The organism is Gluconobacter cerevisiae (assembly GCF_015244675.1).
In the GTDB taxonomy this organism is placed as follows: Bacteria; Pseudomonadota; Alphaproteobacteria; order Acetobacterales; family Acetobacteraceae; genus Gluconobacter; species Gluconobacter cerevisiae.
In genome coordinates this window covers 171,619-193,168 of the sequence record NZ_JABCQO010000002.1, presented here as the reverse complement: position 1 = coordinate 193,168, position 21,550 = coordinate 171,619, and the positions used below count along the sequence as shown (strand labels likewise).

Here is a 21,550-nt window from a genome sequence, read left to right as displayed (position 1 = left end):
GGTCAGCCCTCCGTCTGGAAGTGACGGATCAGTTCCTCCAGCACCACATCGGGGTGCTTTTCGCCGGAAACGCGGATGACCGGCTCGTCGTCGCCCGGAGCCTCTAATGTGGCAAGTTGGCTTGGAAGTAGGCTTGCGGGCATGAAGTGCCCTTCCCGCCGCTCCAGCCGCGCTGCGAGTTCAGCGGCGGACGTATCGATATGCACGAATTCAATCGGGAGCCCATTGGCGCGAAGCTGTTCACGATAGACGCGTTTGAGCGCGGAGCACGTCAGAACCGCGCCGTGGCCAGCCTCGACCTGTGCCCGCAGCCAGTCATGACACAGCGCAAGCCAGGGTGCGCGATCGGCATCGGTGAGCGGCTGACCGGTGCTCATTTTCTCGACATTTGCAGGAGGATGCAGGGCATCGCCTTCCTGAAAATGCCAGCCAAGTCGGGTGGCCAGTCCGGTCGCAATCGTCGTCTTGCCTGTCCCGGACACGCCCATGACCACGAGGAAATGCGGCTCAAGGCCCATCTTCGAGCGTACGGCCGCAGCCGTCATGGCTCCCACCGCTCCACGCCGTCCGGCGTCGCCAGCAGAACGTCCGAAGCCATGTTGAGGAACATGCCGTGCTCTACCACACCGACGATACGATCGATTTTCCCGGCCAGTTTTTCCGGATTTTCAATTGGTCCGAAATGACAGTCCAGAATCATGTTGCCCGTATCCGTCACGAACAGTGACCCAGCGCGGTCGGTCCGTGGCTTCACACCACGCGCACCACAGGCCGCGAGATGTTCCGCCGTACATTCCCAACCGAAGGAAATGACCTCAACGGGGACAGGGGCGCGTTCGCCCAGCAGGTCCACGGGCTTGGTGCCGTCCACAATCACCACGAAACGCTTTGCGGCCTGTGCCACGATTTTTTCGCGAAGGAGCGCGCCGCCCAGACCTTTGATGAGGTTGAGCGAACCGCGCTGGACCTCGTCCGCACCGTCAATCGCAATGTCGATCCGACGATGCGCTCCAAAATCCGTCAGCGGAATTCCGGCCTTGATCGCCTTGTCTTCGCTGTCATCGGATGTCGGAATGCCGAAAATCTCCAGACCTTCGGCAATACGCTCGCCCAGACGCTCGATCATATAGGCGGCCGTGCTGCCCGTTCCGAGACCCACGACCATGCCGCTCTGGACCATATCAGCCGCTTCACGCGCTGCGGTGCGCTTGTGAAGGCTCATGTCCGTGCCGCTCATGCGCCTTCTCCGACCGCAGCGCGATCTGCAAGAATAACGATCCGACCTTCGCTCGTCACGCGGGCGGACGGGATGGAACTATCGCCTTCGACCAGACGCTCCAGCATTTCGACCTTGGACGATCCCGTCACGAGAAACACAACCAGCGCGCTGGACTGAATGGCAGGGTAGGTCAGCGTGATGCGTTCATAGGGCGCGGTGGACGGTGCGGCCGTTCCAACCCACGCTTTGCGTTCTTTCAGGACGGGCTGTCCCGGAAACAGCGAAGCCGTATGACCATCTGTTCCAAGCCCCAGCATGACCAGATCGAACAGCGGACGCTTCGGATCAAGTTCCGTGGCGCCATAGGAAGTCTGAAGGGTTTTTTCGTAGGCCTGCGCGTCCGCGTCTACCGTATCGCCGGTCGGAATGGCATGGACGTTCTGTGCAGGCACCGGAACGTGCGACAACAGAACGGACTGGCCGACCGTGTGGTTGCTGTCTGCATGCCCTTCCGGAACATGGCGCTCGTCACCGTAGAAAATCTCGACGCGTTCCCACGGGACCAGTTTTGCCCGTGACGGCGTTGCGAGGATTTCGAACAGGCGCTTGGGCGTGGAGCCTCCCGAAAGCGCCACCCGGAACAGGCCGTCCGTCTTGGCGAGAACGCCTTCGATGAAGAGGTCGGCCATCCGCAGAGCGACGGCTTCCGAATCAGGGAGGGTTTCCAGAGTGGCGGTGCGAATATCAGTCGTCATGAATGGGGAACCCTCGGCAGAATGTAGCGCTCGACAGCCTTGGCCCAGCCGTCGCGCTCGTTGGTGTCCGTGGAAACCTGTGCGGCGGCTTTCACGTCCTCTTCGGCCTGCCCCATGGCAATTCCCAGTCCTGCGACCGAAAACATCGGCAGGTCGTTATGGGCATCGCCAAGGCAGGCCACCTCATGCGGCGCAATGCCGTGGGCAAGCGCCAGTTCGCGGATCGCCTCGCCCTTATTGGCAAGGGCCGGTGTCACGTCGAGAAGAATATCGGAAGAGCGCCGCACGCTCGCTTCTCCCTGAAGCAGGACAGCAAGCTCGGTCTCGATATCCTGAAGCAGACCGGTATTGCTGCTCACACCCATCACCTTGCCGATGCCCTCAAACTCCTTGCGCAGGTCAGGAACCTGATGCGGGGTCAGGCCGGTAATGCCCTGTTCGTGCTGGACGAACGGCGTATGGGCATCCCGAACCATCCAGTAGGACTGGCGCAGGAACCATGTTTCAATCTCATGCAGATGCAGCATGTCATGGACGATCGACAGGACATTCGGCGTAAGAACGCGGCTGACGGTCGTAGTGCCGTCAGGGCGGAAAATGATGCCGCCATTAAAGCCGGCATTCTGGCCCGTCAGACCAAGCTGCTCGATATAGCGAACCATGGCAGCAGGAGGCCGCGCACTGGCAAGACAAAGGGGAATTCCCCGCTCCTGAAGCGTTTTCACCATCGCCAGCGTAGAGGGCGCTATGGTTTTATCTGGCGTCAGGAGGGTTCCATCCATGTCGGACACGACCATACGGATGGTCTTGGGCAGCGGCGGCAGGTCCGCATGGATGGCGTCGAGGTCAACGGACATAAAAGCCCCTGTAAAAACCCCCGTCAGAGTCTTTGCGGGGGCTGGCTGGTCAGCAATGGCAAAACCATACCCTGCCAGCCAGTCATTGCCCATGAGGGGCGTAGTCTTATTTCTTTTCGACGTGTCCGCCGAAACCGAAACGCTGGGCCGAGAGCACTTTCTCGGCAAAGTTGTTGCCGGACCGCGAACGGAAGCGCGTGAACAGCGCAGCCGTCATGACCGGAGCCGGCACGTCTTCCTCAATGGCGGCCTCGATCGTCCAGCGACCTTCACCAGAGTCCGCAACTTCGCCAGAGAACTCGTCGAGAGTTTCCGAACGGGTCAGGGCCTCGGCCGTCAGATCGAGCAGCCAGGACGACACGACACTGCCGCGACGCCACACTTCGGCAATATCGCCCATGTTGAGTTCGAAACGCTCTTTTTCCGCAAGAACGGGGGAGTTCTTGCTCTTCATGATGTCGAAACCTTCGGCGAAGGCCTGCATCATGCCGTATTCGATACCGTTATGGACCATCTTCACGAAATGCCCCGAACCGGCAGGACCACAATGCAGGTAGCCCTGCTCGGCCCGCGGATCATGGCCCTTGTCACCACGGCCCGGTGTGCGCGCCACGTCCCCGATGCCCGGCGCCAGAGCGCTGAGGATCGGATCAATGTACTCGGCGGTCTCTTTCGTGCCACCGAACATCATGCAGTAGCCGCGTTCCAGACCCCAGACACCGCCTGAGGTGCCGACATCCACATAGGAGATGCCCTTTTCGGCCAGCTCGGCCGAACGGCGGACGTCGTCCTTGTAGTAGGTATTGCCACCGTCGATGATGACATCCCCACGCCCCAGAAGGCCACCGAGTTCCTGAACGCAGGCTTCGGTGATGGCACCTGCCGGAAGCATAACCCACACCACGCGGTGTTCGTCACCTTCGAGCAGCTTTGCCATCTCGGCCACAGAGCTGGCGGGCGTTGCGCGTCCTGCTTCACAGCGCCCGACGACCGAAGCCGTCACTTCCGGCGTACGGTCGTGCACGACGACATCATGTCCGTGGCGCGTCAGACGGACGGCAATATTGCCGCCCATCCGTCCCAGTCCGATGATTCCGATCCGCATGACTTATGCTCCTGCCAGTGCTTCGTGAATTGCCGTTTCCAGAGCCTTCAGCCCGTCTTCCAGCGGTCCATCGATATGAACGCGAAGAGCGCGACGGCCACGGGCCGCGAGCACTTCGAAATCGCCTCGTGCCTGCGCCGCCTTAACGACGCTGAAGCTGAAACCATGACCCGGAACCGGCACATCCGCCGCATCCGTCGCCGTGACCTGAAGGAACACGCCGCTGTCGGGTCCGCCCTTGTAGGCCTGGCCCGTCGAATGCAGGAACCGGGGGCCGAATTCGGCGGCTGTTGCCACTTTCAGCGTGTCCCGCAGTTCCATACGAACGGACTGTGCCCAGTCGCGCGTCTGCTGATCGCGACGGATATAAGCGAGCAGGCCGACATAGTCGCCCGGCTTCACACGATCAAAAAGCGCCTTCAGAATGGAGACTGCATCGCTTTTGCTGCCAGAGGCTTCCGTGTTCTTCGCATCTGCATAGAAGGACAGCGGACCATCCTTGGCGAACGGCGTTTCCGGCGGAAGCGAACCCGTTTCGGCATAGGCCGAGGTCAGCTTGCGCGTTTCGAGCTTGCTGAACTCCACGTCGGGCTGATCGAACGGATCAATCCCGAGAACCGCACCAGCCACAGCCGTCGCGAATTCGAACAGGAAGAATGCCTGTCCAATCTGTGTGGCATCAGCCAGACGGATGGTCACGACTGGTGCGCCAGCAGCCCGCAGAGCACCGAGGCGGCTGTCGGGAACGTCGTCGCCCAGAAGAAGGTCCACGAAAATGCGGTCCGTTCCATAGACATCCGGCGCGCCGAGTTCTTCCTCGTCGATGGGGATCAGGCCGAGGCCCTTCTTGCCGGTGCTTTCGGCGATGAGCTGTTCCAGCCATGCGCCCAGCGAAGCAATGCCGTCAGAGGCGAGGATCGTCACCTTGTCGCGGCCGAAGCAATGCGCGGCATGGCCCAGGATCAGGCCCAGCACTGCACCCGGATTGGCAGCCGGGGGCGCGCTTCCGTCACAAGATTCCACCATCAGACGTGTGACCGTCAGCAGCTTGCGGACGTCGATGCCACTTGCCGCAGCCGGGACGAGGCCGAAATTGGACAGGACGGAATACCGGCCGCCAATTTTCGGGTCGCCATAGAACACGCGCCAGAAGCCGTTTTCCTCAGCCACTTTCTGCATGTGCGAGCCGGGATCGGTGATGGCGATGAAGTTGTCACCCGGCTTCTTGCCCAGAGCCTGACCGGCCACCTGCCAGAAATGCGCGAACAGGATGTTCGGCTCCAGCGTTCCACCGGATTTGCTGGCGACAATGAACAGCGTGTTCTTCGGATCGATGGCTTTCTCGAACGCCGTGACCTGCTGCGGGTCCGTGCTGTCGAGAACATGCAGCTTCGGCCAGCCTTCACGCTGCCCGAACGTCTCGGCCAGAACCTCTGGGCCGAGGCTCGAACCACCCATGCCCAGAAGCAGGATATCCTTGAAGCCGCGACTGCGGACATCACGGGCCAGAACTTCCAACTCCTCGACGTTCCACAGGCGATCCTGCACGATCGTCAGCCAGTTCAGCCAGCCAGCTTCCGGGCCATTCGTCCAGACCGACGGGTCTTTCTGCCAGATCCGGCGCAGACCGCCGCTCTGGCTCCAGTCCTTTTCCGCACCGGCGACATCATCGCGCAGTTCCGGCGGCAGATCCGCGCTGACACGCAGCAGACGCTTGCCGATGACGGCTTCGCGCTTGGTTGCCACGGCCGTCAGCAAGGTGTCGAACGACACGCTGAAGGACGCACAGCCTTCCTTGACGAGTTTTGTCGTCACGCCGTCCAGATCCAGACCAAGGCGCTCGGCCTCGGTCAGAACATGGTGTGCCTGATCGACGTTCTCGGTCAGGCTGGCGCGGGCCTTGCCGTGATCGCGAAACGCATCGAACGTTGCGGGCGGAATGGTGTTGACCGTCTCAGGCCCGATCAGCTCTTCGACATACAGGACGTCGGAATAGGCCTTGTCCTTGGTACCGGTGCTGGCCCAGAGCAGACGCTGCGGGTTGGCGCCCTTCTCGGCGAGCGCCTTCCAGCGCGGGCTGTTACGGACTTCGAGGTAGTACTGATACGCGATCTTGGCATTGGCGATCGCGACCTTGCCACGAATGGCCTTCAGCGCCTCGGCATCTGCATCACCAGCGGCAATGCGACGGTCGATTTCTCCATCGATCTTGGCGTCGATACGGCTGACGAAGAATGAAGCCACGCTGGAGATGCGCGAAATGTCCTCGCCGCGGGATGCGCGAGCTTCGAGGCCGGAAATATAGGCTTCCAGCACCGCTTTGTAGGCATCCAGCGAGAACAGCAGCGTCACGTTGACATTGATGCCGTCAGCGATGGCTTCACGGATGGCGCCCGTGCCTTCAGACGTTCCAGGGATCTTGATCATCAGGTTTTCGCGCGCGACTGCTTTCCACAGACGGCGGGCTTCCGTGATCGTCCCATGTGCGTCGAACGCCAGATAGGGCGAGACTTCGAGGCTGACATAACCGTCCAGCCCCTTGGTCTTTTCGAACACCGGATACAGAACCGCGCAGGCGGAACGGATGTCGTCAATCGCCAGATGCTCGTACAGATCGCCGGGGGGAAGACCCTCGCCTTCCAGCAGCTTGCGGATCTGCGGATCGTATTCGGTGCCGTGTCCGATGGCCTTCTCAAAGATGGCCGGGTTGGACGTAACGCCCCGCAGGCCGTCTTCGTCCACCAGCTTGCGGAGGCTTCCGTCCTCCGTGAAGCTGCGCTGGATGAAATCCAGCCAGGGGGACTGGCCGTATTTCTCAAGCTCGCGCAGCACGCTGCCGACTTCATTCAGACCGGTATTGGAGATTGTGTCTGCCACAGGATCTCTCCCTTACTTGCCGCGCAGGGCCTGACGCTTTGCCGCGTCAAGAACCGCTTCCGGCGTGAAACCGAATTTCGTGAGAAGTGCGGAGGCCGGAGCCGACGCACCGAACGTGTTCATCGCGATGATCGCACCGCCGATGCCGACGTACCGGTCCCAGCCGAACGCTGCGGCCTGCTCGACCGCGACGCGGCCGATGACATCCGGCGGGAGGACGGAATCGCGGTATTCCTGGCTCTGCTCCTCGAAGAGGTCAAAGCTCGGCATGGAGACGACGCGGGCGTTAATGCCTTCTTCCGTCAGCTTTTCGTAAGCCGTTACCACGAGGCTGACTTCCGAACCCGAGGCGATCAGGATCACGTCAGGCTTGCCGTCACAGCTCGCCAGAACATAACCGCCCTGCGCCAGACCAGCGGCAGACGCATATTTCGTGCGGTCGATCGTCGGCAGGTTCTGACGGCTCAGGGCGAGGACGGCAGGCTTGTGCGTCATCGGGATCAGCGTGCGCCAGGCTTCGGACACTTCGTTCGCGTCGGACGGACGGATCGTCATGATGCCCGGCGTGGCACGAAGCTGTGCGAGCTGCTCGATCGGCTGATGCGTCGGCCCGTCTTCACCCACACCGATGGAGTCATGCGTGAAGATATACAGAACCGGCAGTTCCATGATGGCCGACAGACGGATCGGTGCCTTCATGTAATCGGAGAAGATCAGGAAGCCCGAACCGTAGGAACGGATGCCCGACAGCGCGATACCATTGCAGATGGAGCCCATCGCATGTTCGCGCACACCGAAATGCAGGTTCCGGCCGCCATAGGTGCCGTTCCATTTTTCCGGCTGGAAGGAGCCGCCGCCCTTGATGTCCGTTTTGGTGGACGGCGTCAGGTCAGCGGAGCCGCCGATCATCCAGGGAAGGTTCTTCGCAACCGCATTCAGCACCTGACCCGAGCTTGCACGGGAGGCAATGCCCTTGGCATCGGCGTCGAAAGTCGGGATGTCCTTGTCCCAGCCTTCCGGCAGACGATGTTCGATGATGCAGTCGATTTCAGCCGCGAGTTCCGGATGTGCTTCGCGGTAAGCCGAGAACAGCTCGCGCCATTCTGCATTGGCTTCCGCACCACGCTTGCCGAGACCCTCAGCGAAATGCTCCTTCACGCCATCAGGTACATAGAAGTCCGGAGCATCTTCCGGCCAGCCATAGACCTTCTTCGCACCCTTGATCTCTTCAGCGCCCAGCGGCTCGCCATGTGCCGAAGCCGTACCAGCCTTTTTGGGCGCGCCATAACCGATGACCGTCTTGAGCACGATCATGCTCGGGCGGTCCGTCACCGCACGGGCTGCTTTCAGCGCGGCGAGAATGGCGTCGACATCGTTGCCGTCCGTCAGCGTCTGGACATGCCAGCCATAGGCTTCAAAACGCTTGCCCACATTTTCCGTGAAAGCCAGGTCCGTCGAACCTTCGATGGAAATCTGGTTTGAATCATAGATCCAGGTCAGGTTCCCAAGTGCGAGATGGCCAGCGGTGGACGCGGCTTCCGAAGCCACACCTTCCATCATGTCGCCATCGCCACAGAACACCGTGACGTGATAGTCGAACAGTTTGAAGCCGGGGCGATCATAGCGCGCGGACATCCATTTCTGCGCGATCGCCATACCGACGGAATTGCCGCAACCCTGTCCGAGCGGGCCGGTCGTGGTTTCTACACCAGCGGTAAAGCGGTATTCCGGATGCCCCGGCGTCTTGGAGTTCAACTGACGGAACTGCGAGAGATCCTCGACAGTGAGGGACGGTGCGTCAACGACCTTGCCATCCTGAATATCCTTCACGCCTGTAAGGAACAGGGTGGAGTACAGCAGCATCGACGCATGACCGACCGAAAGGACGAAACGGTCGCGGGCGGGCCAGCACGGATCGGCCGGATCGTATTTCAGATCATGCTGCCAGACCGCATACATCGCGGGGGCGAGGGCCATGGCCGTGCCGGGATGGCCAGAATTGGCGCGTTCAACACCTTCCATCGAAAGGGTACGGATCGTATTGATGGTGAGCTGAGGAAGCGTACTCATCGGAATGGGATCTCCGGCTTGTGACTGACAGGAAGAAACGCAACGATATCTTCCATACCTTCTGCTGCCACGGCATGACGCGAAGTCGCGCCAGACGCAATGGCTGATCGGTAAACCATATTGTGAAACACGCTCTTGTGCTTGATGACAACCTGCCGCATTTCGACGGTCGTCGTTACCGAAACCCCGAAGAATGGCGCCCGGACGAGGCGCGAACGGCCCGCAGCCCTTCGCAGCGGATCGGGACCATCTTCCGCTGGCAGATGGGCCTCAGGCCACGCTGGCCGGATGCTCTTCCGCCGCAAAAAACCTACGATCAGGTCACGCCTGCTCCGGGGGAATGTTGCGCCACGTTTGTCGGTCATGCGACCGTTCTGCTCCAGTTCGGCCGCGCAGGACGCGCGCCTCTGCGGATCATCACAGATCCGGTCTTTTCCGAACGCTGCTCCCCCTTCCGCAGTTTCGGACCGCGCCGTGTCTGCCCACCCGGCATCGCGCTGGAGGCACTGCCGCCTATCGACATCATCCTCGTCTCGCACTGCCATTACGACCACATGGACCTGCCGAGCCTGCGGGCACTGGCCGAACGTGACGATCCGCTCTGCATCTCCCTGCTGGGCAACCGCCGCCATCTGAAAAAGGCCGCACTTCCCCGCATCATTGAGCTGGACTGGTGGGAAGGTACGACCGACGACAACGCCCGCATCACGGCAACACCGGCCCTGCACGGAAGCGCGCGCACACCGTTCGATTCCAACCGCGCGCTCTGGGGCGGTTTCACGATCGAAGCAGACGGCCACACCGTGTTTTTCGCGGGCGACACGGCCTGGGGCAAACACTTCGACGCGATCCACCGTCGCTGGCCGTATATCGACCTCGCCATCCTACCCATCGGGGCCTACGAACCGCGCAACCTGATGCGCCGCGTTCACATGTCCCCCGAAGAGGCGCTCATGGCTTTCGATACGCTCAAGGCACAACAGGGACTGCCCATCCATTTCGGCACGTTCCAGCTCACCGACGAGGCCATTCTGGAGCCTCCCACCCGTCTGGAGTTCGCCTGCCGACCCGCTGGCCGCCCTTTCAGGGCGCTGGAAAACGGTGACAGCCTCACCCTTCCGCCAACTGACACAAAAAGCTAAACTGCCCTCCGACATCCCTTCCCCGGATTTTCTGTCATCGGGGACACCGCCATGTGGAAACCGTCATGAACGCCCAGAACGTCACTTTCACGTCAGACCAGATCACCGCCCTGTTCATCGACGCGGCCCGTGAAGGCGATACCGACCTCCTGACCCAGTTTCTGGATGCCGGCATGGCCATCGATACGCCGGACAGCCGTGGCTATACTGCCCTGATCGTCGCCACCTACAACGGCCACACAGACGCCACGCGCCTGCTGCTGGATCGCGGGGCCGACACGGAAGCCACTGATCTCAAGGGCGCCACGGCACTCTCGGGCGTCGCATTCAAGGGCCTGACCGATCTCGCAACACTTCTGCTCGATCATGGTGCCGAGGTGGATCATGCCAATCATGCCGGTCGCACACCGCTGATGTTTTCCATCATGTTCAACCGCGAAGACATGGCGAAAAAGCTTCTTGCCGCCGAAGCAAACCCGGACCTGAAAGATGCGGATGGCGTCTCTGCACGCGATCTGGCCGAACGCCAGCTCATGACCGACCTGTTCGCCAGAGCGTCCGCATGAGCCGTTTCTGGAACCGCCGCGTCCGGGCTCTGCACCCCTATGTGCCGGGCGAGCAGCCCAGACTCGCGAACCTGCTGAAGCTCAACACCAACGAGTCTCCCTACGGTCCAAGCCCGAAAGTGCTTGAGGCCATCCGCGACGCCGCATCCGACGATCTGCGTCTCTACCCAGACCCGACAGCAGCGGACCTGCGGGACACCATCGCCACCCGGTTCGGCACCACCGCCGATCGTGTCTTCGTTGGCAACGGCTCTGACGAGGTTCTGGCCCACGCCTTCCGCGCATTGTTCCACGACGGTGCACCGGTCCTGTTCTCGGACGTGACCTACGGCTTCTACCCGGTCTATTGCGGCCTGTTTGAGCAACCGTTCCGCCACATCCCGCTCAATGACGATTTCACAATCAACATCGACGCCTATACCGGCGACTGCGGCGGCATCGCCGTCGCCAACCCGAATGCCAATACGGGAATCGCTCTGCCGCTGGATCAGATCGAAGCGCTCCTCAAGCGCCACCCGGACCGGACCGTCATCATCGACGAAGCCTATGTCGATTTCGGTGCACAATCCGCCATTGAACTGACACATCGTCATGACAACCTTCTGGTGGTCCAGACGCTGTCAAAGTCCTACGCTCTGGCAGGACTGCGTGTGGGTTTTGCGATCGGCTCCCCGGAACTGATCGAGGGTCTCATTCGCGTCAAGGACAGTTTCAATTCCTACCCCCTCTCCCGTCCGGCCCAGGCCGGGGCCATCGCCGCGATTCAGGACGCCGACTGGCTCGCGGACATCACGGCCCGCCTCGTTGCGAGCCGCGACCGGCTGGTTCCGCAACTGCAAAATCTTGGCTTCCAAGTCCTGCCGTCCTGTGCCAATTTCATTCTTGTGCACCACCCGGAGCACAAGGCCGGAGCCATCGCCGCAGCCCTGCGCGAGCGTGCGATCCTTGTCCGGCACCTCTCAACCCCGCGCATCCAGGACTGGCTGCGTATCTCGATCGGAACGGACGACGCCTGCACCCGCCTGACTGACGTTTTGCGGGACATCCTCTCCTCCCGATCCTGAATTAACCGGACGGTAATACCCCGTCCCCCATAATCATGAGCCAGACAGGGCCAGATGGGCGCGTTTGCGCGCCTCATCCCGTCATCCTCCGGATGAACGGGAGGCCCATGGATGTTTCATGCGGAAAGACCGAATACATGCGTGCATTTCAGGGACAGATGTCCGACAACCAGCCTATTCGCCGCAATCAGGCCGAAAAGGAAAAGCAGCTTCGGGACCTCAAGGAAACGATCGCTTCCATGAAGTCTCACACGTCTCCGACGTTGAAGGAAAGCATCCAGCGCCGCATCCGCGAACTGGAAACCGAACTACGCACCATCGCGCGCGAGAAAGCCGCGAAAGCCGCAAACCCGGACGCCCAGTCCGACCGCCAGCGCCGTCCGCCGCGCCGCAACACGATCCGTTCCATGTAAGGGATGGCCCCAGAAGCCGGTACGGAAATCTCCTCCACACCGGCTTTTGCATCAGGAAGCCTAAACAGCTTCCCCTTGAGCCTCTGCCGACGCCCGGTCCCATGCCGCCCCCATCAGACGTAATCTCGTGGGATGCAGGCCGTCCGTCTCGGTCAGAACGTAATAGGCGGTATATTCCCCGGTCGGTTTTCCCGGACGATCCATCAACGTCCTGAAAACATTACGGTCCGCCGTCATCTGCGTTCCGTCCCCAGCCAGAGGCTGATTCCACATTTCCAATGCTTCCGGGGCCCTTGTCCGGTCAATCATCAGGCAGTTCGGGTCCACAAACCCGCCATAGCTTTCGCGGAAAATTCCGCCTCCGATCCCGACCGACTCCCACTGATCCTCGCAGACAGGTTTGAGTGTCTGTGGATGCACGAACCAGCGCCCCGCCCATGCCCAGTCCTGACCTTCGATCGCGGCCAGAAGGGACGACAGATGATCGGGCGCCCACCAGTTATCATCGTCGAGATAAGCAATGCGTGGAGCATTCGAAAGCTGACTAAGCACGCTGCGCAATACGCCGCCGTCCCTCGCCCGCCCGAACCCTCCATGACGTTGTGACGTGGAATAGCCAGGCCAAAGCACTTCGACGGCCCAACCCGATGGCCGTCCTGCGATCGCGCTCTGAATCAGATCGTCAGCATCGTCTCCCGGGGGACAATCCAGACCGACCATGATCTGGACCCGCAGATCTCCCACTTGCCGGAAAACAGACTGGATCGCCCGGACGATGGTAGGCCGCAGCAGACTGGGCATGACAACCGCTACATCGAACGGACGCTGGTCGGGTCCGCCTGGATCGGCGAAAATATGAAGTCCGGGTTCCATACCGGCACGATACTGCGCACTCAAAGCCCTGTCACCTCATGCGCTGCTCTCTTGCACTTCAACGCTACAGGGCACACCATGAGGGCCAGAATGATCACTGCGAAAGAGTCCAACGTGTCCGCTCCCTCCACCTTTTCGCACGAACAGCTGCTCGACCGTCTGGGCGAGGTCGCTGTCCGCGTTGGCCTGAACATCACGCCGGGCCAGCAGCTCCTCATCACCGCGCCGCTCACGGCCGTCGCACTGGTCCGGCGCGTCACGGAACACGCTTACAAGGCTGGCGCCTCGCTGGTGACGACCCTGTACGCGGATGACGAAACCACACTCGCCCGTTTCATCCATGCCCCGGACGACGCCTTCGACGTTGCCCCCACATGGCTGGCCGAGGGCATGGCGCGTGCGTTCCGTGAAGGCGCAGCCCGCATGGCCATCACCGGCGCCAATCCAACACTGCTTAAAGGACAGGACCCGGAACGCATTGCACGCGCCAACCGCGCCAGCTCCAAAGCAAACCGCCCGGCAATGGAAATCATCACCCAGTTCGCCGTGAACTGGAATATCATCGCCTGTGCCACACCGGCCTGGGCCGAACAGGTCTTCCCGGACCTCCCCCCTGAGAAAGCTCTCGCCGCCCTGTGGGACGGTATTTTCAAGGCATCTCGCGTAGATGTCGCCGATCCTGTCGCCGAGTGGAAAGCCCATAACGCTGCCCTGCATGCCCGGGCGAAATTCATGAACGACAGCCGCTTCGATGCCCTGCATTTCAGCGGCCCCGGCACAGATCTGACGGTCGGCCTTGCGGACGGACATCTCTGGGCAGGCGGTTCGGAAAAATCCGGAAATGGCATCGTCTGCAACCCGAATATCCCGACCGAGGAAATCTTCACGACCCCGCATCGCAGCAAGGTCAACGGCCGCGTCGGCAGCACCAAGCCGCTGTTCCATCAGGGAACTCTGATCGACGATATCTCGGTGCGTTTCGAAAATGGCCGCATTGTCGAAGCAACAGCCAGTCAGGGTGAGGACGTGCTCAAGCGTATCCTCGATACCGATGAAGGCGCGGCACGGATTGGCGAAGTCGCCCTCGTACCGCATTCCTCACCCATCTCGGCTAGTAAGATCCTGTATCGTAACACGCTGTTCGACGAGAATGCGTCCAGCCATATCGCTCTTGGCCAAGCTTACACGAAGTGCATGGTCGTCGATATCGAAGGGTTGACGCCGGAAGAGCTTCTGGATCGGGGTGTCAACGACTCCCTCATCCACATTGACTGGATGATCGGTTCGGACAAAATCGATCTTGATGGCCTCAAGAACGGCAATCGCGTGCCGCTGATGCGCGCAGGAGAATGGGTGCAGGCATGACATTTTTCCGCATGACAGGCCTCACGGGCCTGTTCGCCTCTGTCGCGATGCTGCCACTGGCCGCACAGGCCCAGTCTTATCCGCAACCCGGTTATCCTGCTCAGGGTGGCACCACAAGTCAGACACAGATCGACGGCAGTGTGCCGCTACAAGGAACACCGCAGCAGACTCCGCAAATCCCGCCGCAGGTCCGTGCCGATACGGAGCACGCCATGCAATATCCTCTGCCGTCGGACTTCATGACCCGTGCCGCAGCAACGATTGCCGAGCTTCAGGCCCGAAACATCCAGCCCCCCAATTCGCACGGGGCAGGACTGGCCGAGACAATCAGCCGCATCAGCCAGATTCCCGGATTGGCTCCTGTCCTCCAAAGCCACGGCTTCACGCCTGAAAGCTTCGTGATGGGCATGACAACCTTCGGGATGACTCTGGCCGCCAGCAACGGTCAGCTTCCAGCCGGAATGCCAGGCCCCAATCCTGCCAATGTCGCCCTCTTCAAGGCCCAGCCCGAACAGGTGACGGCTCTGATGCAGGCCATGGGCAATCCACCACACTGAATAAGAAACAGCGGCCATGTCTCCCGCAAGATGACATGGCCGCTTCAGTCTGCGAAAAAGATCCGGATGCCCATTAAACTCGACCCCACGCTACTCCCTGCACTGGATATTCTTGGCATGGCCCAATCTGGCGCACTTCTGCGCGCCGAGCGCGAGACGCCACCTGATGGTATTCCTGCCTTCGTCACCCGCGCAGGCTGGGATGAACTCGCAGCGACACATGCCTCAGACCATAGCGCGCCTCACATTGTGCTTCTTCCAGCGCTCGAAAAAGCCGTCTCACGCATTTTGGCCCACGCGGCACAGAACGCGGCCCATACGGGAGAAATGACGTCTGTTACTACGCTACAAACCGATCTCTTTCCCAGCGATCCCGATCTCGTTCTGGCCTTTGTTCGCGACAGCACCCATCCCGTGGCATGCGCCCTGATCGGCACAGCCCTGCAGATTGAAACCGCGCTTCGCAGCCAGGACGTTGCTCAGGACTGACTGAACTGACGAATGGCAAGTTCATCCAGCGCATTCTGTTCTTTTTTGAGCTCCGCCAACTGCTCTTCTTCCTGCCGCTCTTCCTTCAAAGTTTTGACGGCTTCCATGGCAGCTCTCGCGATAATCAGTGCCGACCGCACGGTTTCACGATCCAGCGCAGCTTCGCGGCAGCGTGCCTGCGCTTCGGCAACAGCCTGCCGCCCGGCAGGAAGCCAGCGACTGAAGGCTTCCACCGCACCGTCCCCGGCTGTGGGGCTGGAAGCGATCCGCTGTTCACTCAGAATTTCTTCCTGAGCCGCCGATAGCTTTTCTTCTGCAGCCGTCTCACGGGCGACGGCCTCCGCAAAGCTTCTTTCAACAAGATCAAGTTCCTGCTCACGCAAAGCAATGAGAGTGTCGAGAGGTGACTGTTCCATCCTGAGAAATCCTTCATGCCGCATTCAAAGGAGTGGTTTGCGGGATCGTCTGCATAATCTGTGCGAGCTGTTCAAAAGCCTCCACACGTGTGGACCGCTCGTTGCGCCCCTGAGACAGAAACTGGTTCAGTTTGGGCATCAATGCGATAGCCTCGTCAACCTCACGATCCGTGCCCGGCTTGTAAGCCCCAAGCCGGATCATATCCGCCATACGCTGATAGGTCGCCATTGCTGCGCGCGCGCGTTGAGTAAGAGTGTTTTCCTCAGGGGAATTACACCCCGGAACCGCACGGGACAGTGAGCGCAGAACATCGATTGCGGGATAACGTCCCTGCTCGCCGATCTTGCGATCCAGAAGGATATGGCCATCCAGAATACCACGCACCGCGTCCGCAACTGGCTCGTTCTGATCGTCGCCTTCCACCAGAACAGTAAAGAGAGCCGTAATCATCCCCTGACCGGGGTCTCCCGGACCAGCCCGCTCCAGTAGTCGAGGGAGTTCGGCAAACACCGAAGGCGGATAACCACGTGTCGCAGGAGGCTCGCCCGCAGAAAGACCGATTTCTCGTAGCGCCATGCAAAACCGCGTTACGCTGTCCATCAGAAGCAGAACCGATTTGCCTTGGTCACGGAAATATTCCGCAATCGCCATGGCAGACAGCGCCGCTTCACGACGCATCAGCGGAGGTGAGTCCGATGTTGCAATCACCAGCACACTCCGTGCCAGCCCGTCAGGGCCAAGATCGTCTTCAATGAACTCACGGACCTCACGCCCACGCTCACCCACGAGCGAAATTACGGCAACATCGCACTCCGCCCCTCGCGCAAGCATAGAAAGCAGGGTCGATTTTCCAACACCAGATCCGGCGAAAAGTCCAAGCCTCTGACCACGACGCGATGTTGTGAATGCGTCCAAAGCCCGCACCCCGAGATCAATCCGGTCCCCCAACCGTGCACGACTTGCCGCATTGGGTGGCGAACACTGAATCGCCTGGCGTGAAATTGAGGGAAGTAAAGGTCCTTTTCCATCGATCGGTTGCCCTAACGGGTCCACCACCCGTCCAAGCCAGCTCGAATTAATACCCAAGCCACCACCACGGCGATTGAGAGGCACTCGTGCCGCACAACCCGGACCAATACCATCCAGCACTCCGAAAGACATCAGTCGTGCAAGGTTACCCTGAAACCCCACAACCTCAGATTGCACCACCCGGCCATCGCGCGCTGTAATCGCGACTCTATCTCCAATCGTGATGAATCGCTCGATTCCAATGACGGTTATGCAAAGTCCAACGACGTCTTTCACGCTTCCCGTAACCCAGTCGCAAGTGAGGTCTGAGAGCATCTCAAGCAGTCTGGCGTAATTGCTCATGGCAGCAGTTTTTGACCGTTTTCTGCGGATTGTTTCAATCCTTACACCCTACAACCCCATAGTTAATACGAACTTAATGTTCTCTTTTTGAGGGAAAAATAATGACAATTTTACGATTTTTTATCTGCAGGTATCGACACGCACAACCTTGGGTAGTAACCATTGGTTCACCAAGCCGGGAGTTGAAACATGCGTATCCTTCTTGTCGATAGCGATCAGTCAGCCGCCACCACGTTGTCCCAGACCCTGCGTACCGCGTCCTTTACCGTTGACCATACGCCCTCTGGCGAAGAGGCCATCGAGATGCTGCGTCATTACGACTATGACGTGGTTGTGCTCGAACTGATGCTAAACGATCTGGAAGGATATGAAGTCATCAGGCGTGTCCGGGCAGCCCGCATCACGACGCCGATCCTTGTCCTTTCGGCCCTGCTCCGTTCTCAGGCCAAAATCCGCGCCTTCTCCATGGGGGCCGATGATTACATGACAAAACCATACGATTCAGACGAACTCGTTGCGCGCCTTCAGGCCGTCATGCGCCGTTCGCGGGGATTTGCCGAGCCAAAGCTGAGGGTGGGTAATCTGGAACTGGATCTGAACGGCAAAAACGTTACCGTCGATGGCGCGGCGCTGCACCTGACGGGTAAGGAATATGCCATTCTGGAATTGCTCGTAATCCGTAAAGGGTCCGTCCTGACAAAGGACGCATTTCTCAATCACCTTTACGGTGGCATCGATGAGCCGGAAATGAAGATCATTGACGTCTTTATCTGCAAACTACGTCGAAAATTGCAGAATGTTGGTGCGGGTAACCTGATCGCGACTGTCTGGGGACGTGGCTACATCCTGCGAGAAGATGATGTTGCAGAAACTGCTGCTCTTGCCAGCCTGGCCCCCAAAACCCCTGCCCACGTTCTCGAAGCAGCAGTCTGAATCAGGCTGCCACTCGAGACAGCCTTAATAGATATCGGCGGTCAAACATGAGCAATGGCGCGAATAACATCGCAGACATGATCCACCACCTCATGAACGAGCGCCTCATCTTCCGCTTCTACCATGACACGGATCAGCGGTTCCGTTCCACTGGCGCGTAGAACAAGACGGCCACTTCCGGCCAGTCGTTCATCCGCCCAGGCTTTTGCCGCGGCAAGGTCCGGGCTACCCATCGGACTGACACCTGAATAACGGACGTTTTTCAGGAGTTGCGGATAGGGCGTGAAGAAACGACAGATTTCACTGGCCGACTTCTTGGTTTCCACAGACACGGCCAGAACCTGCAACGCGGCGATCAGACCATCTCCTGTCGTGGCATAGTCCGACAACACCATATGCCCAGACTGCTCGCCTCCGAGATTGGCACCAATCTCGCGCATCCGCTCTACGACATAACGGTCGCCAACCGATGTCCGCTGAAGCTCAAGCCCCTTTTCTGCCAGAGCTTTTTCCAGCCCCATATTGGACATAACAGTCGTAACCACCGTATTGCCACGCAAGCGGTCATGCTGCTTCCAGAAGGCCGCGATCAGGCCGATAATCTGGTCTCCGTCAACAAGATCGCCATTTTCGTCCGCAATCAGAACGCGGTCCGCATCGCCATCCAGAGCAATGCCAAAATCCGCACCATGTTCCCGAACTGCCGCACATAGCGTTTCCGGATGGGTTGATCCCACACCGTCATTGATATTCAAACCATCCGGTTCGCAGCCGATCTTAATGACTTCCGCACCCAGCTCCCACAACGCCTTGGGTGCCACCCGGTAGGCTGAACCGTTGGCGCAATCGATGACAATCTTCAGACCGTCCAGACGCAAACCACGCGGGAAAGACGCCTTTGCGTTCTCGATATAACGACCTGCCGCATCCGTCAGACGTGAAGCCCGTCCAATCCTCTCGGGAGAAGCCAGTCGGGCCGAAAGATCCTGAGCCATCAGGTCTTCGATTTCACTTTCAACCTCGTCTGAAAGCTTGAAGCCGTCCGGCCCAAACAGCTTGATACCATTATCCGTGAAGGGATTATGCGAGGCTGAGACCATCACCCCAAGATCAGCGCGAAGAGAGCGGGTCAGCATAGCGATGGCAGGTGTAGGCAGCGGGCCGACCAGAATGACGTCCATCCCGGCTGACAGAAAACCTGCAACCAGAGCACATTCCAGCATATAGCCCGAAAGGCGCGTATCTTTGCCCAGAACGACGCTGTGCCGACGGTTCTGGCTCCGCATGAAATACAGACCGGCAGCCTGCCCCAGCCTCTGCGCGATCTCAACCGTCATGGGCGCGGTATTGGCCGTTCCACGGATGCCGTCAGTGCCGAACAGAGACCTCTTGGTGGCCATAATGCAAAATCCTGCCTGTCTGCCAGAAACAAAAAAGGCGCGGCACCGGGGACAATTTCCCCGATGACGCGCCTGTCGGTGCGATTGACTGTCTGATTAGCTCGCCTGAGGCGCCGGATCAAACGCTTCAGGACGGGCAGTGGGGACTGAAGCGCGACGGTTGTCAGGCATCTGCCCATCATCCGACGAACGCTCAATCGCCTCGCCGCGCATGATGCGGCCCACATCGTCACCCGTTAGCGTTTCATATTCCAGAAGCGCTGCAGTCAGGCGATGCAGATCATCCAGACGGGTCGTCAGCAGATCATGGGCCTGCTTATAGGCCGTATCGATCAGAGCTTTGACTTCCTTGTCGATCTCGCGGGCAGTTTCTTCAGAGATGTTTTTGTTCTGCGTCACGGAGTGACCCAAAAACACTTCCTGCCCGTTATCGCCATAAGCGATCATGCCCAGCGTGTCGCTCATGCCCCATTCGGTCACCATGCGTCGCGCGAGATCCGTCGCGCTCTTGATGTCACCCGATGCACCGGCGCTGACTTCCTCGCGTCCGAAAATGATTTCTTCGGCAACACGGCCACCCATAGCGATGACCAGACGGGCCAGACACCATTTGCGGCTGTAGGAGATGTTGTCCTTCTCCGGCAGCGTCATGACCAGACCCAGCGCACGACCACGCGGGACGATTGTCGCTTTGTGGATCGGATCGCTGCCCGGAGTGAAGATCGCGCAGATGGCATGACCGGATTCGTGATAGGCGGTCGAGCGCTTTTCGTCTTCGGTCATAACCATGGAACGGCGCTCCGCCCCCATCATGACCTTGTCTTTGGCTTCTTCGAACTGCGCCATACCCACGGTCCGGCGACCCTGACGCGCCGCCATCAGCGCGCCTTCGTTCACAAGATTGGACAGATCCGCACCCGAGAAACCCGGTGTTCCGCGCGCAATAATCTTGGGGTCCACATCCGAAGACAGGGGCACTTTCTTCATGTGAACGCGCAGGATCTTCTCACGGCCAGCCACATCGGGGTTCGGCACCACGACCTGACGATCAAAACGACCGGGACGCAGCAAAGCCGGGTCCAGAACGTCCGGACGGTTCGTCGCGGCAATCAGGATTACGCCTTCATTGCTTTCGAAACCGTCCATCTCGACCAGCATCTGGTTGAGGGTCTGTTCGCGCTCGTCATTGCCACCCCCAAGACCTGCACCACGATGGCGGCCCACGGCGTCAATTTCGTCGATGAAGATGATGCAGGGCGCGGACTTCTTACCCTGTTCGAACATGTCACGCACACGCGATGCACCGACACCGACGAACATTTCCACAAAGTCCGAACCGGAAATCGTGAAGAACGGAACGTTGGCCTCGCCCGCAATGGCGCGCGCCAGAAGCGTCTTACCCGTACCAGGAGGGCCAACCAGCAGCGCTCCCTTGGGGATTTTACCGCCCAGACGGGTGAATTTTTGCGGGTCGCGCAGGAACTCGACGATTTCCTGAAGCTCGGATTTTGCTTCATCAATGCCCGCGACGTCTTCAAACGTCACACGACCGGTCTTTTCCGTCAGCAGCTTGGCACGGGATTTGCCGAAACCCATGGCACGGCCACCACCCCCCTGCATCTGGCGGAAAACCATGAAGCACAGCCCCACCAGCAGCAGAACCGGCAGATAGGCGCTGGCATAGCGCAGAATCGGACTTTCTCCGCTGTCCATCGGCTTGGCAGTCACTTCGACACCAGCAGAGGTCAGACGGCCCGGAAGGCTCGGATCAAGTGGCGCATAGGTCTCAAAAGACGTACCGTTCGTCAGCGTTCCGGAAACATTCTGCTCCTGGATCACGACCGAACGGACCTGATGCTGGTCCACGTCATGAATGAAATCGGAATAGGCGATCTGCTGGGCTGCATGCTGTCCGCCACCGGGCTGGAAGGCTGTCAGCACTGCCATTCCGACCACGATGATGACCGCCCAGATCGCGACGTTACGGCCTAAATTGTTCATCTCGCTCTCTGTCGTCCTTCAGACTGTTCCGTCAGATGCAGTCCGGGATCACCCCTCACAACTGGCCGACCGGTCA

Annotated in this window: 20 protein-coding genes; 8 read left to right on the top strand and 12 right to left on the bottom strand. The window is 59.8% G+C overall.

Annotated elements, in window-relative coordinates:
- Positions 1-2: 2 nt before the first annotated feature.
- The 7 genes from HKD21_RS03740 to tkt are packed head-to-tail and all read right to left on the bottom strand — an operon-like array spanning position 3 to position 8,883.
- The gene (locus tag HKD21_RS03740) at positions 3-545 is read right to left on the bottom strand and encodes a gluconokinase (RefSeq protein ID WP_194254262.1); all 543 of its coding nucleotides are present in this window, start codon (positions 543-545) and stop codon (positions 3-5) included.
- Entirely contained in the window at positions 542-1,237 is a 696-nt protein-coding gene (rpiA, locus tag HKD21_RS03735; RefSeq protein WP_194254261.1) for a ribose-5-phosphate isomerase RpiA, read from the bottom strand. Before rpiA ends, HKD21_RS03740 begins: the two co-directional genes overlap by 4 nt.
- Complete coding sequence (gene pgl, locus HKD21_RS03730) at positions 1,234-1,974, bottom strand: 6-phosphogluconolactonase (RefSeq protein ID WP_194254260.1); 741 nt, start codon at positions 1,972-1,974, stop codon at positions 1,234-1,236. The genes rpiA and pgl overlap by 4 nt, the downstream gene beginning before the upstream one ends.
- The gene (locus HKD21_RS03725; RefSeq protein ID WP_322782901.1) at positions 1,971-2,924 is read right to left on the bottom strand and encodes a Cof-type HAD-IIB family hydrolase; all 954 of its coding nucleotides are present in this window, start codon (positions 2,922-2,924) and stop codon (positions 1,971-1,973) included. The genes pgl and HKD21_RS03725 overlap by 4 nt, the downstream gene beginning before the upstream one ends.
- Positions 2,925-2,937: 13 nt before the next feature.
- Complete coding sequence (gene gnd / locus HKD21_RS03720) at positions 2,938-3,936, bottom strand: phosphogluconate dehydrogenase (NAD(+)-dependent, decarboxylating) (protein WP_194254259.1); 999 nt, start codon at positions 3,934-3,936, stop codon at positions 2,938-2,940.
- Positions 3,937-3,939: 3 nt separating this feature from the next.
- Positions 3,940-6,813, bottom strand: coding sequence for a bifunctional transaldolase/phosoglucose isomerase (locus HKD21_RS03715; RefSeq protein ID WP_194254258.1), 2,874 nt, complete (start codon positions 6,811-6,813; stop codon positions 3,940-3,942).
- 12 nt (positions 6,814-6,825) lie between these two features.
- Entirely contained in the window at positions 6,826-8,883 is a 2,058-nt protein-coding gene (gene tkt, locus HKD21_RS03710) for a transketolase (protein ID WP_194254257.1), read from the bottom strand.
- A gap of 137 nt (positions 8,884-9,020) precedes the next feature.
- Here tkt and HKD21_RS03705 point away from each other — a divergent pair, with 137 nt between their 5' ends.
- The 4 genes from HKD21_RS03705 to HKD21_RS03690 all read left to right on the top strand — a co-directional run bounded on the left by HKD21_RS03705 (position 9,021) and on the right by HKD21_RS03690 (position 12,068).
- Positions 9,021-10,025: an MBL fold metallo-hydrolase gene (locus HKD21_RS03705; RefSeq protein WP_194254471.1), complete on the top strand. Its 1,005-nt coding sequence runs from the start codon at positions 9,021-9,023 to the stop codon at positions 10,023-10,025.
- 65 nt (positions 10,026-10,090) lie between these two features.
- On the top strand, positions 10,091-10,591 hold the full coding sequence (locus HKD21_RS03700; RefSeq protein ID WP_194254256.1) for an ankyrin repeat domain-containing protein: 501 nt from the start codon (positions 10,091-10,093) through the stop codon (positions 10,589-10,591).
- Entirely contained in the window at positions 10,588-11,655 is a 1,068-nt protein-coding gene (hisC, locus tag HKD21_RS03695; RefSeq protein ID WP_194254255.1) for a histidinol-phosphate transaminase, read from the top strand. The genes HKD21_RS03700 and hisC overlap by 4 nt, the downstream gene beginning before the upstream one ends.
- Positions 11,656-11,792: 137 nt before the next feature.
- The gene (locus tag HKD21_RS03690) at positions 11,793-12,068 is read left to right on the top strand and encodes a hypothetical protein (protein ID WP_062029124.1); all 276 of its coding nucleotides are present in this window, start codon (positions 11,793-11,795) and stop codon (positions 12,066-12,068) included.
- 60 nt (positions 12,069-12,128) lie between these two features.
- Here the strand turns inward: HKD21_RS03690 and HKD21_RS03685 are convergent, their stop codons facing one another.
- Positions 12,129-12,965 (bottom strand): glycosyltransferase family 2 protein, encoded by an 837-nt coding sequence (locus tag HKD21_RS03685; protein WP_228120898.1) that lies wholly within the window; start codon positions 12,963-12,965, stop codon positions 12,129-12,131.
- Between the two features lie 66 nt (positions 12,966-13,031).
- On the opposite strand from HKD21_RS03685, the gene HKD21_RS03680 reads away from it, so the two are divergent.
- The 3 genes from HKD21_RS03680 (at position 13,032) to HKD21_RS03670 (ending at position 15,352) form a co-directional block, all read left to right on the top strand.
- Complete coding sequence (locus HKD21_RS03680) at positions 13,032-14,306, top strand: aminopeptidase (RefSeq protein ID WP_228120896.1); 1,275 nt, start codon at positions 13,032-13,034, stop codon at positions 14,304-14,306.
- The gene (locus HKD21_RS03675; RefSeq protein ID WP_194254253.1) at positions 14,303-14,863 is read left to right on the top strand and encodes a hypothetical protein; all 561 of its coding nucleotides are present in this window, start codon (positions 14,303-14,305) and stop codon (positions 14,861-14,863) included. Before HKD21_RS03680 ends, HKD21_RS03675 begins: the two co-directional genes overlap by 4 nt.
- A gap of 66 nt (positions 14,864-14,929) precedes the next feature.
- On the top strand, positions 14,930-15,352 hold the full coding sequence (locus tag HKD21_RS03670; RefSeq protein WP_194254252.1) for a hypothetical protein: 423 nt from the start codon (positions 14,930-14,932) through the stop codon (positions 15,350-15,352).
- Here the strand turns inward: HKD21_RS03670 and fliJ are convergent.
- Positions 15,343-15,768 (bottom strand): flagellar export protein FliJ, encoded by a 426-nt coding sequence (gene fliJ / locus HKD21_RS03665; RefSeq protein WP_194254251.1) that lies wholly within the window; start codon positions 15,766-15,768, stop codon positions 15,343-15,345. The two genes, HKD21_RS03670 and fliJ, sit on opposite strands and share 10 nt — an antisense overlap.
- A 13-nt stretch (positions 15,769-15,781) precedes the next feature.
- Entirely contained in the window at positions 15,782-17,140 is a 1,359-nt protein-coding gene (gene fliI, locus HKD21_RS03660) for a flagellar protein export ATPase FliI (RefSeq protein ID WP_194254250.1), read from the bottom strand.
- A gap of 189 nt (positions 17,141-17,329) precedes the next feature.
- On the opposite strand from fliI, the gene HKD21_RS03655 reads away from it, so the two are divergent.
- Positions 17,330-18,073 (top strand): response regulator transcription factor, encoded by a 744-nt coding sequence (locus HKD21_RS03655; RefSeq protein ID WP_194254249.1) that lies wholly within the window; start codon positions 17,330-17,332, stop codon positions 18,071-18,073.
- 41 nt (positions 18,074-18,114) lie between these two features.
- On the opposite strand, the gene glmM is transcribed toward HKD21_RS03655, so the two are convergent.
- Together glmM and ftsH are read right to left on the bottom strand one after the other, a co-directional pair.
- Positions 18,115-19,473 carry a phosphoglucosamine mutase gene (glmM, locus tag HKD21_RS03650; RefSeq protein ID WP_194254248.1) on the bottom strand — a complete coding sequence of 453 codons (1,359 nt, stop codon included), beginning with the start codon at positions 19,471-19,473 and terminating at the stop codon, positions 18,115-18,117.
- Between the two features lie 96 nt (positions 19,474-19,569).
- Complete coding sequence (gene ftsH, locus HKD21_RS03645; protein WP_194254247.1) at positions 19,570-21,474, bottom strand: ATP-dependent zinc metalloprotease FtsH; 1,905 nt, start codon at positions 21,472-21,474, stop codon at positions 19,570-19,572.
- Between the last annotated feature and the right edge of the window lie 76 nt (positions 21,475-21,550).

Excerpts from the sequence above, each read along its gene's own strand:
- HKD21_RS03740 (WP_194254262.1), bottom strand. The coding sequence starts at position 545 with ATGACGGCTGCGGCCGTACGCTCGAAGATGGGCCTTGAGCCGCATTTC.
- rpiA (WP_194254261.1), bottom strand. The coding sequence starts at position 1,237 with ATGAGCGGCACGGACATGAGCCTTCACAAGCGCACCGCAGCGCGTGAA.
- pgl (WP_194254260.1), bottom strand. The coding sequence starts at position 1,974 with ATGACGACTGATATTCGCACCGCCACTCTGGAAACCCTCCCTGATTCG.
- HKD21_RS03725 (WP_322782901.1), bottom strand. The coding sequence starts at position 2,924 with ATGGGCAATGACTGGCTGGCAGGGTATGGTTTTGCCATTGCTGACCAG.
- gnd (WP_194254259.1), bottom strand. The coding sequence starts at position 3,936 with ATGCGGATCGGAATCATCGGACTGGGACGGATGGGCGGCAATATTGCC.
- tkt (WP_194254257.1), bottom strand. The coding sequence starts at position 8,883 with ATGAGTACGCTTCCTCAGCTCACCATCAATACGATCCGTACCCTTTCG.
- HKD21_RS03700 (WP_194254256.1), top strand. The coding sequence starts at position 10,091 with ATGAACGCCCAGAACGTCACTTTCACGTCAGACCAGATCACCGCCCTG.
- hisC (WP_194254255.1), top strand. The coding sequence starts at position 10,588 with ATGAGCCGTTTCTGGAACCGCCGCGTCCGGGCTCTGCACCCCTATGTG.
- HKD21_RS03690 (WP_062029124.1), top strand. The coding sequence starts at position 11,793 with ATGCGTGCATTTCAGGGACAGATGTCCGACAACCAGCCTATTCGCCGC.
- HKD21_RS03680 (WP_228120896.1), top strand. The coding sequence starts at position 13,032 with ATGATCACTGCGAAAGAGTCCAACGTGTCCGCTCCCTCCACCTTTTCG.
- HKD21_RS03675 (WP_194254253.1), top strand. The coding sequence starts at position 14,303 with ATGACATTTTTCCGCATGACAGGCCTCACGGGCCTGTTCGCCTCTGTC.
- HKD21_RS03670 (WP_194254252.1), top strand. The coding sequence starts at position 14,930 with ATGCCCATTAAACTCGACCCCACGCTACTCCCTGCACTGGATATTCTT.
- fliJ (WP_194254251.1), bottom strand. The coding sequence starts at position 15,768 with ATGGAACAGTCACCTCTCGACACTCTCATTGCTTTGCGTGAGCAGGAA.
- fliI (WP_194254250.1), bottom strand. The coding sequence starts at position 17,140 with ATGAGCAATTACGCCAGACTGCTTGAGATGCTCTCAGACCTCACTTGC.
- HKD21_RS03655 (WP_194254249.1), top strand. The coding sequence starts at position 17,330 with ATGCGTATCCTTCTTGTCGATAGCGATCAGTCAGCCGCCACCACGTTG.
- glmM (WP_194254248.1), bottom strand. The coding sequence starts at position 19,473 with ATGGCCACCAAGAGGTCTCTGTTCGGCACTGACGGCATCCGTGGAACG.
- ftsH (WP_194254247.1), bottom strand. The coding sequence starts at position 21,474 with ATGAACAATTTAGGCCGTAACGTCGCGATCTGGGCGGTCATCATCGTG.